The organism is Catenulispora pinistramenti, from assembly GCF_018274385.1.
In the GTDB taxonomy this organism is placed as follows: Bacteria; Actinomycetota; Actinomycetes; order Streptomycetales; family Catenulisporaceae; genus Catenulispora; species Catenulispora pinistramenti.
Map to the genome: position 1 here is coordinate 67,035 of NZ_JAAFYZ010000017.1, position 14,763 is coordinate 81,797.

A 14,763-nucleotide genomic window follows, 5' to 3' on the forward strand; every position below is an offset into this window, starting at 1 on the left:
AAGTGAACCTCTATTACCGGGGCTACCTGCTCGGCGACGTACGTCGGTTCCCCCACTGGTCCGAACCCCCCGATGCCGCCGGGGCCGAAGACGCCGCTCTCGCCGACGAAACGATCGTCTACCTGCGCGATGACTTCAGTGTGGTGCGCAGCCCGGTCGGGGCGGACCAGGGCGTGCTGTGGGACGCGATGACACCGCAGTGGCGTGAGTTCTGTGACACGGTGCTGCGCTTCCGGCCACCCCGGGAATCCGCCGATGGACCGGCCTGACCTTGGCGAACAGGAACGGGGGCAAGCGGTGGGACTTCCTTACATAGTCCAAGGCGGCGGCGAGAACCTGGCCGACCGGCTGGCCGACGACCGGGCCGCGATCCGCGACCGGCTGCGCACTGACGGCGCGGTGCTGTTACGGGGATTCGACGTCGGCGGGACGGACGGGTTCGCCGAAGCCGTCCGAGCACTGTCCGGCGAGCTGCTGCCCTACGAGGAGCGTTCCTCGCCGCGCGAGACCATCAAAGGCCGGGTCTACTCCTCGACCGAATACCCGCCGCACGAAGAGATCTTCTTCCACAACGAGAACTCCTACCAGCAGTCCTGGCCGATGACGCTGTACTTCCACTGTGTCCAGCCGCCCGCTGCCCACGGGGCGACGCCCCTCGTGGACACCCGGCGGGTGCTGGCCGCCATCGACCCGGCGGTGGTCCAGGAGTTCAGCCGCCGGCGCTGGATGGCGGTGCGCAACTTCCACCCCGATTTCGGACTGCCCTGGCAGGAGGTCTTCGGGGTCGCCGACCGCGCGGAAGTCCTCAAACTGTGCGGCGACCGCGACATCGATGCCGAGTGGTGCTCGTCGGACCAGCTGCGCACCACCTCGATCCGCGACGCCGTACACGTCCATCCCGACACCGGGGAGCCGGTCTGGTTCAACCACATCGCGGTCTTCCACATGTCCACGCTTTCCGCCGATCTCCGCGACGGGCTGCGAGAGTTGTTCCCCGAGCCGGACCTGCCCGCCAACAGCTACTACGGCGACGGCGGCGTGATCCCCGACGATGTCCTGGCCCACGTGCGGGACTGCTACCGGTCCGCCGCCACCCGGTTCGACTACCGGCGGGACGACGTGCTCGTCATCGACAACATGCTGACCGCGCACGGCCGCGAACCCTTCTCCCCGCCCCGGCGGGTCGCGGTCGCGATGGCGGAGCCGACGGATGCCGGGGCGCGGCCGTGACCGGCGCCCGGTCCGCCGCGACGGTGAGCGCGGCCTCGTTCGCCCAGGCCCGGATCATGTTCCTGGACGAACTGGCCGCCGGTGCGGGCGGCTATCACATCAGCAGGTCCTTCGACCTGGCCGGTGACCTCGATCTGGCGGCCCTGGACCGGGCGGTCCGGGAATGCGCGCGGCGGCACGAGAGCCTGCGTACGTGCTTCGCCGTCGTGGACGGGGAGCTCAAGCAGGTCGTCACCGCCCGGCCCCCGGCGGTGCGGATGGTGGACCTCTGCGACGTCCTGGCCGATGCCGACCCGGCCGCCGCCGAGCAGGTCATCGACGGCCTCGTCCGCCGAGAGGCCGCGACCCCGTTCAACCTCAAGCGGGCCCCGCTGCTGCGGGTGTCGGTGATCCGGACCGCGGCCCGGCAACACGTCCTGACCATCACCTTGCACCACATCATCGCGGACGCCCGGTCGTTGGCCGTCTTTCTGGGGGAGGTCGGCGAGCTCTACCGGGCGTATCACGGCGGCGTCGAGCCCGGGCTGGCACCGCCACCGCTCCAGTACGCCGACTACGCGGCTTGGCAGCGGCGCCGGTTCGACGGCGGCGAGCTGGACCGGCATGCCGAGTACTGGCAAGGGCAGGTCGCGGGCCTGGTAGAACTACGGTTACGTCCCGACAGGCCCTTGCCGCGCAGACGGTCAGCGCGGGCCGAAGGCCATCGGGTCACCGTGGAGCCGCAGCTCGTGGACCGCCTGCGCCGGCTGGGCCGCGAGGAGAACGCCAGCCTTTACATGACCCTGCTGGCCGGATTCAACATCCTGCTTCACCGTGCCACCGGACGCGACGATATCGCCGTCGGCAGCACGGCTTCGGGCCGCGACCGGCCCGAACTCTCGGGCGTCATCGGGATCTTCATCAACATGCTGCTGCTGCGGACCCCGGTGCGGGCAGACGATTCGCTGCGTGCCGTTCTGCGCCGGGCCGCCACTGTCTGCCAGGACGGTTTCGACCATCAGGAGTTCCCGTTCGAGCGGCTGGTCGCGCTGCGGGGCGGGGCGCGCGATCCCGAACGTCATCCGTTGTTCCAGACCGTCTTCCAGATGCTCGGCGGGCCCGAGTCGACTCTGGAGCTGTCGGACCTGCGGACCCGGGTGCGTCCCCTCGACCGGCAGACCCCGGTCTTCGATCTCCTGTGTACGGCAGCAGCCGAGTCCGACGGCAGCCTGACCGTCGAATGGGGATACTCGACCGACGTGTTCCAGCCGGACACCGTCGCGCGGCTCGCGGACTGCTGGTTGCTGGTCTTGCGGCGATTGGTGGCCGACCCGGACGGGCTCGTGGACGGATTCCCGTTGCCCACGCTGCCGGATCTCGCTGACGGGCCCGGTGCCGATGGCGAGGCCGAGACGGTCCAGACCGGGACCGATCCCACTACCGCACCCGATTCCGCCACCGCACCCGATCCGGCCGCCGCACCCGATCCGGCTGTCGGGCCCACCGAGCAGAAGCTCGCGCAGCTGTGGGGCGAGCTGCTGCAACGGGAGGACATCGGGCGGCGGGACAACTTCTTCATCCTGGGCGGCCATTCGCTGCTGGCGCTCGCGGTGCTGTCCCGGATCGATGAGGACTTCGGTGTGAAGCTGCCCCTGCACCGGTTCTTCGAGCACCGGACCCTGGCCGATCTGGCCGCCGACATCGATGCCGCCGGTGCGCCGCGGTCCCGGGTCGGTGCGTGATGCCCGCGCAGGGCGGCCCGCTGCCCGGGGACGTCGCCGTCTCCTCGGCACAGCGCCGCGTCCTGTTCCTGGACCAGCTCGTCCCGGGCAGCGCCTTCTACACCAGCGTCAACCCGTTCTCGCTGACCGGGCCGCTGGACGTCGCAGTGCTCGAACACTGTTTGCGCGAGATCGTCAGGCGTCAGCAGGTATTGCGGACCACGTTCCCCACCGTGGACGGGATGGCGGTGCAGCGGGTCGGGCCCGCGAGCCGGCCGCCGCTGCCGGTCGTCGATCTGCGGTCCCTGGATCCGGCGAGCCGGCAACGGGCCGTCGCCCGCCTGATCGAGCTTGAGCACACCGTCCCGTTCGCCCTGGCCGAGCAGCCGCCGGTACGGTTCCGGCTACTCGTCCTGTCCGCCGAACGGCACATCCTGATCGCCACCTTCCATCACGTGGCGGTCGACGGCTGGGCGCTGGCGGTGTTCGGCGAGGAGCTGAACCGGCTCTACGACGCTTTCGTCATCGGCCTGCCTTCTCCGCTGCCGCCGCTCCCGCGGCACTACGTGGACTACAGCCGCGCCGAGCAGGAGTGGTCGCGCAGCGCCGAGGCCGAAGACCAACTCACCTGGTGGGAAACGCGGTTGAGCGGGGCCCCACCGGAGTTGGAGCTGCCCTTCGACCGTCCCCGGCCGCCGGTGCAGAGCCATCGCGGGGCCACCCACTGTTTCCCGCTCGCCGCGGATCTGACGGCGGATCTGCGGCGACTCGGCGCGCAGGCCGGGGCGAGCCTGTACATGGTGCTGCTCGCCGGGTTCGCGAGCGTGCTGGGCCGGTTCAGCGGTCAGAACGAGGTCGTGGTGGGCGGTGCGGTCGCCGGCCGTCGGGAGGCGGAGCTGGACCGGCTCATCGGCTTCTTCGCCAACACGCTGCTGTTCCGTGTCGACCTGTCCGGCGCACCGACCTTCGACCAGCTTCTGACGCGGGTCAAGCGGACGTGCCTCGACGCGTACGCACGCCAGGAGACGCCGGTCGACGCCATCGCGGAGCGCCTGTTCCCGCGACGCACCCTGGGCCGGAATCCGCTCTTCCAAGTCAATTTCACGCTGCACAACACTCCGCCGCTGGCCGAGGCGATGGGTGAGCTGGCCGTCGTCCGGCTCGACACCGAGTCCGGCGCCGCCCGCTTCGATCTCGACCTCGGCATCCTGGAGTCGGCCGACGGGCTGGACTGCTCGCTGCACTTCGCCACCGACCTGTTCGACCGGGCGACCGTGGCCCGCATCGCCGATGCCCTTGTGCTGTCGCTGGCTGCGGCGGTCGGGAACCCCGCAGGCGCTGTCAGAGCTCTGCCGATCATGTCCGAACGCGACCGGCACCGGGTGCTGGTCGAGTGGAACGACACTGCCACCGACACTGAAACTGACACCGCCGCTGACACCGCCACCGCCTCCGAGGCGCCGGCATCGACCCTCGACGCGCTGATCTCGGCGCAGGCGGCGAGAACACCGGCAGCCGTGGCGGTCGCCGCGGGGGATGCCGAACTCACCTATGCGGAGTTCGACAAGGCGTCCAACCGGCTGGCCCGTCATCTTGTCGAGCTCGGTGTTCGGCGCGGAACGGTCGTCGCGGTGCTCTTGGAAAGTTCATCAGAGCTGATAGTCACGCTTGTGGCCATCCTCAAGGCCGGTGGCGCGTATCTGCCGCTCGATCCCGCTCACCCGCTGCTACGGCTCGACGCGGCCCTTGCCGACAGCGGTGCCGCTTTCCTGGTCACCCGCGGCGACGTCCAACCCGTCCTCAAGCCGGAGCACGCGCGCGTCGTGCGCCTGGACGAGGAGCGCGGCGCCGTCGCCGCTCGCCCGAACGCTCCGCTGCCGTCCGTCACCACGCCCGACGACATCCTGTACCTGATGTACACCTCGGGCTCGACCGGGCGGCCGAAGGCCGTGATGCTGACGCATCGCAGCGTCGTCAACTATCTGACATGGGCGGCGCGGGCGTACGCCGCGGAGTCCGGCCCGGACGTCGGCCTCAACTCCTCGCCCGCCTACGACCTGACGGTCACCAGCGTCTTCGTCACGTTGCTCACCGGTCGGCGACTGCTCATCCCGGCCCCGGCCGATCCCCGCGAGCCGGGCGCCGCGCTTCGCATGCTGGCGGACGCCAAGCCGGACCTGGCCTTCCTGAAAGTCACGCCCGCGCATCTGCGGCTGCTCGAACACGCCGGACAGTCACGGAACCTCGCAGCCCTCACGCGTACGCTGGTCATCGGCGGCGAAGCTCTGCACGAGGAAGCGATCCCCGACTTGTCCGGCGGGCTCCAGGCGGTCAACGAGTACGGGCCCACCGAGACCGCCGTGGCTTGTACCGCGTACCGGTTCTCGGCCTACGGCAGCCCCTTCGGCCGAGTCCCGATCGGCAGACCGATCCACAACACCCGGGTCTACGTACTGGACTCCGCCATGCAGCCGGTCCCGATCGGGGTGACCGGCGAGCTCTACGTGGGTGGTACGGGTGTGGCCCTGGGGTACTGGCAGCGACCGGCCGAGACCGCGGCCCGCTTCGTTCCGGATCCGTTCGGCGACGAGCCGGGCGCGCGGCTGTACCGCACCGGCGACTTCGTGCGCTATCTGCCGGACGGCGACCTGGAGTACCTGGGACGTCGGGACGACCAGGTCAAGGTGCGCGGGCAGCGGGTCGAACTCGGCGAGATCTCGGCGGCGTTGGAGGCCTGCGAGCCGGTGCGGCAGTGCGCCGTCGACTTCAGTCGGACGGCCGACGGAACCGAGCGGATCGTCGCGTTCCTGTGCCTGCGCGACCAGTCCGACGCTGTGGACGAGGCCTGGCAGGGCGACCGGGTGGAGGAGTGGCGAAGGCTCTACGAGAATCTCTACAGCGGACCGCACGACGGCGACCCGGCCCTCAACCTGGCCGGATGGCTGAGCAGCTACACCGGCCAGGACCTGGAACCGGAGGCGATGCGGGCGTGGGTGGACGACACCGTCCGGCGGATCGTGGACCTACGACCGCGCAACGCCTTGGAGATCGGTTTCGGCACCGGCCTGATCCTGGGCCGCGTCGCTGAACTCTGCGACGCCTACACCGGTACCGAGCCCTCACCCGCCGCGGTGGACTACGTCCGGCAGGCCGTCCCGGCTGCGGCGTCGCCGCACGTCCAGATCAGTGTGGCCGCGGCGGAGCAGAGCTTCGCCGGCGCCGGGACCCATGACACCGCGTCCTACGACACCGTGATCATCAACTCGGTCGTGCAGTACTTCCCATCAGTGGACTACCTCACCAGAGTCCTGCGAAGCGCGGTCGACGCCATTCCCCACGGCGGTCACATCTTCCTCGGTGACCTGCGCAGCTTGCCGCTGTTGGAGCTGTTCCATACCTCCCTGGAAGTCCACAAGGCCGATTCCGGCGTCCAGGCAGGGACGTTGCGGTCGCGGATCCGGCGCGCGATCGCCTTGGAGCCCGAGCTCTGCCTCGACCCTCGGTACTTCGCGGCCCTGCGCGCGCGATGGCCGGAGATTTCAGCGGTTCGGGTACTGCCCAAGCGGCGTGACTACGGCAATGAGCTGAGTTGGTTCCGGTACGACGTGATCCTGACGGTCGGCGGGGCGCCGGAGCCGGTTCGCGCCGCCACAGATCGGACCGACGCGTTGGACCTGGAAGCGTTGCGGGAGCGTATCGAGCACGAGCACCCGGAGCGCATCGAATTCCAAGCGGTCCCCAACGCCCGGCTCGCCGCACTGATCGGCCTGCGGCAGGCCCTCGAATCCGGTGATGCCACCACGACGACCGGAGAGCTGCTCAAGCGCGCGGCGGGAATGGTCGAGCCGGGTATCGAGCCCGCAGACCTGTGGGAGCTGAGCGGCGACTATGACATCGAACTGAGCTGGCTCCAAGGCCGCGCAGACGGTTCCTTTGACGCGGTGCTGCGCCGTCGCGACGCAGCCCACGAACACGCCGGACCGGACTCGGTGCCGAGCTCCCACGCGGACCCCGGGCCGGAGGCGGCACTCGACCAGCTCGATCCGCCTGCCCCGCTCCAACCGCCTGCCCCGCTCGATCCGCTTGCCCAGCTCGATCCGTCTGCCCCGCTCGACATGGCGCGATACGCGAACAATCCGCTGTCCCAGCGCGCCCAGTCCGCCGCGGTGGCCGCGGTCGCCGCCGCCCTGCGCGAGCGCCTGCCCGATCCGCTGTGCCCGACGCACTACATCGTCCTGCCCACCCTGCCGCTGACCCCGAGCGGGAAGATCGATCGGGCCGCGCTGCGTGATCTCGCCGCCGATCCGGACTCGGCCGCGGGTCCCAGTCTGCCGGCCGCCACCCGGCCCCTGACCGAGACCGAGCTGGCGATCGCCGCGATCTGGCGTGAGCTGCTCGACTGCGGCGAGCTCACGCCGGAGGCCGACTTCTTCGGCCTCGGCGGTCGCTCCCTGCTCGTGCTCCAGATGGTCTTCCGCATCCGGCGCAGGTTCGGTGTGTCCCTGAGCGCGCGGGTGCCCTTCGAACGCCAGCGACTCGGCGAACTGGCCGGCTTCGTGGACGACCTGCGCGGTGCCGTGGCCGACGACGGGCAGCGGCCCGAGCTCGTCCGCGCTGCCGACGACGCCCCCAAGAAGCTGTCCTACGGCCAGGAACGCCTGTGGTTCGCGGCCCAACTGGCTCCGGGCGACTGGCAGTACAACGTCCCGGTCTTCGACCGGTTTCGCGGCCCCCTCGACGTCAGGGCCCTGTCGCTGGCGTTGGGGGAGATCGTCCGGCGGCACGAAGTCCTCCGCACGGTGATCGTCGCGCCGGACGGGTCGCCGCACCCGGAGGTCCGGCCGTACGTCTACCACCCGCTCCCGGTCATCGACCTCGCGGCCCTGACCGCCGAGCGGCGTGAGTCCGAGCTCCGGCGGATCGTCGAGCGGGAATACCGGCGCCCCTTCGACCTCGCCGAGGACCCGCCGCTTCGCAGCCGTCTGATCCGCCTCGCCTCCGACGACCACGTGCTGATGCTCAGCTTCCACCACATCGTGCACGAGGGCCGGTCCCTGCACCTGTTCATGACGGAGTTGGCCCGGCTTTACACCTCGTTCGGCGCCGGACGGCCGTCCCCGCTGACCGAACCGCCGATCCAGTACTCGGATTACGCGCGGTGGCAGCGCGAGCTCTCCGAAGCAGGCTTCTTCGACGGCCAGCTCGACTACTGGAAGCGGCAGCTGGCCGGGGCCGAACGGCTGCCCGGGCTCACCACCGACCGCGAACGGCCGCGGCAGCAGTCCTCGGCCGGGCGGCTGGTGCCGGTCGCGCTGCCTGCCGAAGCCGGGCCTGCCGTCCGGGAACTGGGCCGGGCGTTGAACGCGACTCCTTTCATGATCCTGCTCGCGGCGTTCAGCGTGGCGCTGCGGGCCCAGGCGCCGGCGGACGACCTGGTCATCGGCACCGACGTCACGCATCGCACCGAGCCGGAGCTCGAAGGGCTGATCGGCTTCTTCGTCAACCAGCTCGCCCTGCGCGTCGACACTTCGGCGGACCCGACCTGGCGTGAGCTCGTGGACCGGGTCCGGACCGCGGTCCTGGCCGCGCTGCGGCACCAGGACGTGGCGTTCGAGCAGGTGGTGCGGGCCCTGAACCCGCGCCGCAACCGCGGCCGCTCACCGTTGTTCCAGGCCAAGCTCGTGGTCAACGAGGCGGCCGGACCCGCCGTGACGCTGCCCGGGATCACTTCGGAGCCGGTGCCCGTGGACCTCGGAACCGCCCGCTTCGACCTCGGGTTGATCCTCAACGACGGGGGAGCGGGCTTCACCGGCTTCCTCGAATACAACGTCGAGCTCTTCGAGGAGAGCACGGTCACCGGTCTGCTCGGCCGTTTCACCGCGCTGGTCGATCGACTCACCAGCGACCCGGACGGCCGGATCTCCGAGGCGACGGCGAGCCCGCCCGAGACCCCGCTGACACCCGCTTGGAGGAAGCAGCCATGACGGTGACCCGCGCCGCCACCCCGGTCGGCCTTCTCCCCGCCCACGAGCTCTTCGCGGACCGGCGTCGCACCTCGCCCGGGCTGCCCGCGCTGGAATACCGCGGGACGCGGACCTCGTACGAAGACCTCGGCGTGGCCGCCGACCGGCTCACCGCACGGCTCATCAGCCGGGGCGTCGTCGCGGGCTCCGTCGTCGCGATCGCGACCGAACGTTCGCCCAGCTTCCCGATCGCGGTTCTCGCGGTGCTTCAGGCGGATGCGGCCTACCTCCCCTTGGACCCGGCTGTTCCCGCGGCCCGCCTCGAGTTCATGATGCGCGACAGCGCGGCGACGCATCTGATCGTCCCGACTGCGGACTCGATCGGACTGCCGGCGCTGCCGGTGCCCTCCGGAATCCGGGTCATCGCAGTGGACGATGACAGCCCGGTCGAGTCAGTCTCCGATCTTCGCCGCCGGGACACGGCCCCCGACGATCTCGCCTACGTCATGTACACCTCTGGCTCCACCGGCGTCCCCAAAGGCGTGGCGATGACCCATGGGCCGATGGCGAACCTGATCGCCTGGCAACGAACGGCTTCACAGTGTGCTGAAAGAACCCGCACCCTCCAGTTCTCCGCCGCGACCTTCGACGCCTCGTTCCAGGAGATGTTCAGCACCTGGGCCGCCGGCGGCTGCCTGGTCCTGGTGGACGAGGAGATCCGCCGCGACCCGCGTCGGCTGCTGACCTTCATCGACGACGGCGGGATCCACCGCCTCTTCCTACCCTTCGTCGCATTGCAGGCCCTGGCGGGCGCCGCGTGCAACCTGGGCCGTTTCCCCCGCTCGCTGGTCGAGGTCATCACCGCCGGCGAGCAACTCCAGATCACCCCGCAGCTGCGCCGGCTCTTCAGCGAACTGCCGGAGACCAGCCTTGAGAACCAGTACGGACCCTCGGAGACGCACATCGTGACGGCCGTCCGGCTGCCCGGCGATCCCGCCGACTGGCCCGAACTGCCGTCGATCGGTGGACCCATCGATCGGGCCCGGATATACGTGCTCGATGAAAGCGGCACACCGCTGGCGCCGGACGAAGTCGGCGAGATCGCCATCGGCGGCCCGGTCCTGGCGCGCGGATACCTCAACCGGCCCGGCCTGACCGCTCACAAGTTCGTCCCCGACTCCTCCGGTGCGCCGGGCAGCCGGCTCTACCGCACCGGCGACGTGGGCTTCATCGACGGCGACGGTCTGGTGCACTTCCTCGGCCGGGCCGACCACCAGGTCAAGATCCGCGGCCACCGGGTCGAACTCGGCGAGGTCGAGGTCGCGCTCAAGTCCGTGCCGGGGATCGCCGACGCGGTCGTGGTGGTGGACGACGGCGACGCGGTCAGCAAGCGGCTGGTCGGCTACCTGATCGGCGACCCGGCGGCGCCGACGGCACCGATGACGCCCGATGAGATCCGGGCGTCGCTGGCGGCCACCCTGCCCGAGTACATGCTTCCCGCCGCGTACGTCATGCTCGACCGCTTCCCCATGACGCCGAACGGGAAAGTGGACCGGCTGGAGTTGAAGCGCCGCCCGGTGGCCGTCCAGGGCAGCGACCGGACCGAAGCCCGCGACGCCGTCGAAGACTCGGTGCTCGCGCTGTGGACGCAGAGCCTTGAGGCCGAGGGGTTCGGAGTCCATGACAACTACTTCCTGCTCGGCGGTAACTCACTGCTGGCCCTGTCCTTGCTCACGGCCCTGGAGGAGGCGTTCGACATCAAGGTCGACCTCAGCACGTTGATCCAGCATCCGACGGTCGCGGGCCTGAGCGCCTGGATCCGCGAGGGGATGCGGGCTTGAGGACTCTGTGGACGCAGCACCTGCCCGGACCGGTCGTCGGGCTGTCGCTCGCTGAGCAGAAGGGCGTCGTGGACGTCGTTCTCGGTGCCGAATCCGGCGACCTAGAGATCTCCTTCGACCTCTCGGGGAACCCGGCCGACCAGGCTCGGCAGGGTACTGACTCCGATTCGGAGCCGGATACCGGCGACGGACATCTGAGCCTGACTGTGGACGGCTCCCACGTCTGCACCTTGGTCGGCGGCACCGTTTGGCAGCGGCTCCGGCTCGACAGCGACATCACCGCCATGACCGCCATGACCGCCATGACCGCCATGACCGCGAAGCGTGACAGGACTCTGGCATTCCTCGGTACCGTGGCGGGGATCCTGTACGCCATGACGCCGCTGATCACACCCGCCCGCGCTGCCGCACTGCTGCGCGACGAAGCGCTCCTGCCGACGTCCGGCGATCCGGCCGACCGCGCGGCGCGCGCCGCCAAGCTCTACGAGCAGGCGGGCTCACCCACGTTCGCGGTGTTCCGCCTCCGGCACCTTGCCGAGTCCGGCGAGGTCGATGCGGTGGACACCGATCGTCTCATCGCGGCGATCGCCCGGAAGGCGGCACACGTGGTGCGTGCCGATCCGGCGCTGGCGTTCGAGGCCGGCGGGGCTTTCGCGCGGGTGGGGGCGTATGAAGAGGCCGTTGCCGCGTATCAGATCGCTGCGTCGTCCGAACGTCACCGCACGGCCGCGCTGCACGCCGTAGGCGACTGCTTCAGCGTCCTCGATATCCCGGTCGCGGCGGTCGCGTCGTACCGGGCCGCCGCGGCCAGCGGCCCGAATGACGAGACCAGGAACGACCTCTACCACCTCGCACGCCGCCTCGAAGAACGTGGCCAGAGCACTGAGGCGGTCACACAGTACGAGAAGCTGCTGCCCTGGGGCGCAGGCTACCGCGATGTCTGGGCCCGCCACGGGATCCTGCGTTCGACCGAGCCGATACTGGCCGCGTCCTCGTCCTCGTCCTCGTCCGCGTCATCGTCCTCGTCCGACCCGGTCCCGCCGGACCTGGTGGGCGTGGTGCGTCAGCTCGACGGCGTCGGGTTGCTGCCGACGGCCAAGCGGACGATCGACGACTACGACGCCACCTTCTACGAGCGGTTCGAGAACCCCGCGGTGTCGGACAGCGTCAAGAAGCGCCTGGAGATGATCAACCTTTTCGGCGTCGTCGACCCGGCCCGGATCCAGACCTCCCTTGACGTCGGCAGCGGGACCCTGCGGTATCCGCAGGTGCTGGCGCGCTATGGCGTTCGCTCATATGGGATCGACCTGCGTGACGCCTGGATCCGCGACAACGCCGACGCCGAATGGAAGGGCCGGTTCGCCGTCGCCGACGGCACCGCGCTGCCGTTCCGCGACCGGTCCTTCGACCTCATCACCTGCATGATGGGCACGGTGAACCACCTGTCGGCGGCGCAACGCCGGCGGTTCTTCGCCGAATCGCTACGGACTCTGCGTCCGGACGGCCGACTGGTCCTGAGCGCCTGGGACCCGCGCTGCGACTTCCAATCGCTGCTCTCGTTCTACTCCCCGGAGGAGAGCGACGAACTGCGACGACACCTGAGCAGGCCCGAGGAGTTGGCGGCCGAGATCACCGCTGCCGGGTTCGCCGGGTTCACGGTGACGCCGTTCTTCGCGTTCCCCGACTGGCAGGTGCTGAGCTGCGACCAGCCCGCCGAGGGTGCCGCCGCCCTCGCCGTCCTGGCCGAGCTCGACCAGCTGCGGATCCAGCGGACCCCGGGGCTGGCTGGACAGATGTTTCTTCTCAGCGCCCGCAGGAATTCGGCACCGGACTCGGCGAAGCGCCCCTTCCTACCGGCGCTGGGAGCGGAAGGAGAGCCAGACCGTGAGCGAGCATGACCTTCCCCTGGTTCTGGTCGTCTACGACCAAGGCAGCCTGGGCGCGAAGCAGATCATTGAGGCGGCCGGCGAAGCCGGATGCCGGCTGGCGTTCCTCGCGACCGGCTCGGAACAGGCGCAGGACCTGCGACCGGTGCTGGAGACCTACGGCACGGTGATCGACGCGCGGGACTACGGTACCCGCCAAGCCCTCCTGCACCAGCTGCACAAGCTGGAACCGGCCGGCATCACCACCTTCGCCGAGCGACAGCTCCGCTACACCGCCGAGATCGCCGCCGGACTGGACCTGCCCTACCAGGACCTGTCCGACATCCCCGCGATCACGATCAAGGCCGCGCAACGGGAGCGGCTGCGCGTCGCCGGCGTCGATGCGTTGCCCAGCACGACCGTGACCGATCTGGAGGAAAGCGAGAAGGCGCTCCAGGAGATCGGCCTGCCGGCGATCGTGAAGCCGAACGTCGGCAGTTCGAGCCGCAACACCTTCCGCGCCGACACCGTCGAGGAGTACCGCTCCGGGATGGCCAGAGTGCTGTCGGCGCCACCCGGCGACCCCGACCACGAGGATTGTCTGGTCGTGGAAGAGGTGCTGATCGGCCGCCAGACCCCTGAGCCGTGGGGTGACTACGTCGCGATGGACAGCCTGGTCCAAGACGGCGTTGTCCACCCGCTGTTCTTCACCGGGAAGTTCTCTCCCGCCCCGCCCTTCAGAGAACGCGGCGCCTACTGCCCTCCCAAACTCACCCCGGACGAGATGCGGGCGGTCAAGGATCTGGCCGCGCGGGCGGCGCGCGCCATGAACTTCCGCCAGGGCTTCGTAGACGTGGAAATGCGCCTCACACCGGACGGGCCCCGCATCATCGAGGTCAACGGCCGGATGGGCGGCTGGGTGGACCACCTCGCGCAGGCCTCGGGCTCCGGCAAGCCCGCTGTCATGGCCCTGACTTGCGCCCTGGGCAAGCCGGTCGACATCCGACCGGAGACCGGTACTCCGCAGCGCATCGCGTACGCCTTCCTGGCCGGCGCACCCATGTGGGCCAGGCGCGTGCGATCGATGCCCGGCCTGGGGGAGATGCGCGCCCTGGACGGGGTCGATCGCGTGTCGCTGCACCTACGCCCCGGCGCGCCGGTGGACTGGCGCAAGGGCACTTACGGCGCGAGCCTCGCGGCGTTCCAGGGCCGCGTGCAAACGCATGAGCAGCTCGCCGAGATCGTGCGCCGGATCGAGCTGATGGACTGGATCGAGTTCGAGGCCTGAGTTCCGATTCCGAAAACAGCCGGTGAGCTGCGATTCACGGCTGCCACCATGGCGAGATGGATGTTGATCTTCTCGCCGTGGGCGCCGAGGACAAGCCCGTCATCGCCAATCTGCTGCAGCTGTATCTGCACGACTCCTCCGAGTTCGAGCCGGGGGCGCTGTCCGCGCACGGCGTGTTCGACTACGCGTGGCTCGACAGCTACTGCCGTGTCGGGCAACGTTTGCCTGGGAGTTCGCGCTTTGCTCGGGCAGGAGTCCGCGATGTGGCTCGCGATGTGGTTCGCGATGCGGTTCGCGACGTGTCGGTCGGCGGGCGGGATCCGTTGGCGGGTGGAGTTTGCTGGAGGCTGGAGTTTGCTGGGGGCTGGAGTTTGTGGGTCGGGTGCGGTTGGGCTGTGGTTTGAAAGGCGATTTTTACGGCCTTCGGTCATGGTTGTGCCGGTTCGGGGTTCGGGTCGGCGGGTGTGTTTGTCGGCTGCCGGTTCCCGCGTTCACAACCCCGCCGCACCTCAGGCCTCTTCAACTCCAGCAGGTCAGAGCAAGGGCAAGATCAAGAGCTGAAGGTCAAGGTCAAGGGCTGTGGTGAAGGGCCGGGCCTCCGGCGGGCCTCGGCAACCTCAGGGAAACTAGCGCGGTTCCCTAGGGTGGCTGATCTAGTCTCAGCGGCTGTGGTTTGTGGGGTGGTGCGGTCCGTTCCCCTCGGTCGCGTCGTCAGCCCGGGGGGTACAGCACCGGTGTCCGGGGGTAAAGTCCGCGCGCTTGCGGTCATGCGTGTGAGCTGCGGTTTGTGATAGCGCGAACTTGACCCCCGGCCACCGGCACTGTAGGCGAAGCCCTGCCGACGCGACCGAGGGGAACGAACCGAAAACCAGCCGG

At 69.7% G+C, this 14,763-nt stretch carries 8 protein-coding genes; all 8 read left to right on the top strand.

The genetic code is table 11. The annotated features are described in order from the left end of the window. Nucleotides 1-2 precede the first annotated feature (2 nt). Genes KGQ19_RS07775 through KGQ19_RS07810 form a run of 8 tightly spaced genes read left to right on the top strand, consistent with a single transcriptional unit; the run spans nt 3 to nt 14,291 of the window. Entirely contained in the window at nt 3-269 is a 267-nt protein-coding gene (locus tag KGQ19_RS07775; RefSeq protein ID WP_212008406.1) for a hypothetical protein, read from the top strand. Beyond that, nucleotides 256-1,230, top strand: a complete 975-nt coding sequence (locus KGQ19_RS07780; protein ID WP_230418322.1) for a TauD/TfdA family dioxygenase — start codon at nt 256-258, stop codon at nt 1,228-1,230. Before KGQ19_RS07775 ends, KGQ19_RS07780 begins: the two co-directional genes overlap by 14 nt. Next, on the top strand, nt 1,227-2,951 hold the full coding sequence (locus KGQ19_RS07785) for a condensation domain-containing protein (RefSeq protein WP_212008408.1): 1,725 nt from the start codon (nt 1,227-1,229) through the stop codon (nt 2,949-2,951). The genes KGQ19_RS07780 and KGQ19_RS07785 overlap by 4 nt, the downstream gene beginning before the upstream one ends. Continuing rightward, nucleotides 2,951-8,914 carry a non-ribosomal peptide synthetase gene (locus tag KGQ19_RS07790; RefSeq protein WP_212008409.1) on the top strand — a complete coding sequence of 1,988 codons (5,964 nt, stop codon included), beginning with the start codon at nt 2,951-2,953 and terminating at the stop codon, nt 8,912-8,914. The genes KGQ19_RS07785 and KGQ19_RS07790 overlap by 1 nt, the downstream gene beginning before the upstream one ends. Continuing rightward, nucleotides 8,911-10,734: a non-ribosomal peptide synthetase gene (locus KGQ19_RS07795; RefSeq protein ID WP_212008410.1), complete on the top strand. Its 1,824-nt coding sequence runs from the start codon at nt 8,911-8,913 to the stop codon at nt 10,732-10,734. The genes KGQ19_RS07790 and KGQ19_RS07795 overlap by 4 nt, the downstream gene beginning before the upstream one ends. Continuing rightward, nucleotides 10,731-12,632 carry a class I SAM-dependent methyltransferase gene (locus tag KGQ19_RS07800; protein ID WP_212008411.1) on the top strand — a complete coding sequence of 634 codons (1,902 nt, stop codon included), beginning with the start codon at nt 10,731-10,733 and terminating at the stop codon, nt 12,630-12,632. The genes KGQ19_RS07795 and KGQ19_RS07800 overlap by 4 nt, the downstream gene beginning before the upstream one ends. Next, nucleotides 12,619-13,887, top strand: coding sequence for an ATP-grasp domain-containing protein (locus tag KGQ19_RS07805; protein ID WP_212008412.1), 1,269 nt, complete (start codon nt 12,619-12,621; stop codon nt 13,885-13,887). The genes KGQ19_RS07800 and KGQ19_RS07805 overlap by 14 nt, the downstream gene beginning before the upstream one ends. Before the next feature lie 56 nt (nt 13,888-13,943). Further along, nucleotides 13,944-14,291 carry a hypothetical protein gene (locus KGQ19_RS07810; protein ID WP_212008413.1) on the top strand — a complete coding sequence of 116 codons (348 nt, stop codon included), beginning with the start codon at nt 13,944-13,946 and terminating at the stop codon, nt 14,289-14,291. Nucleotides 14,292-14,763: the final 472 nt, after the last annotated feature.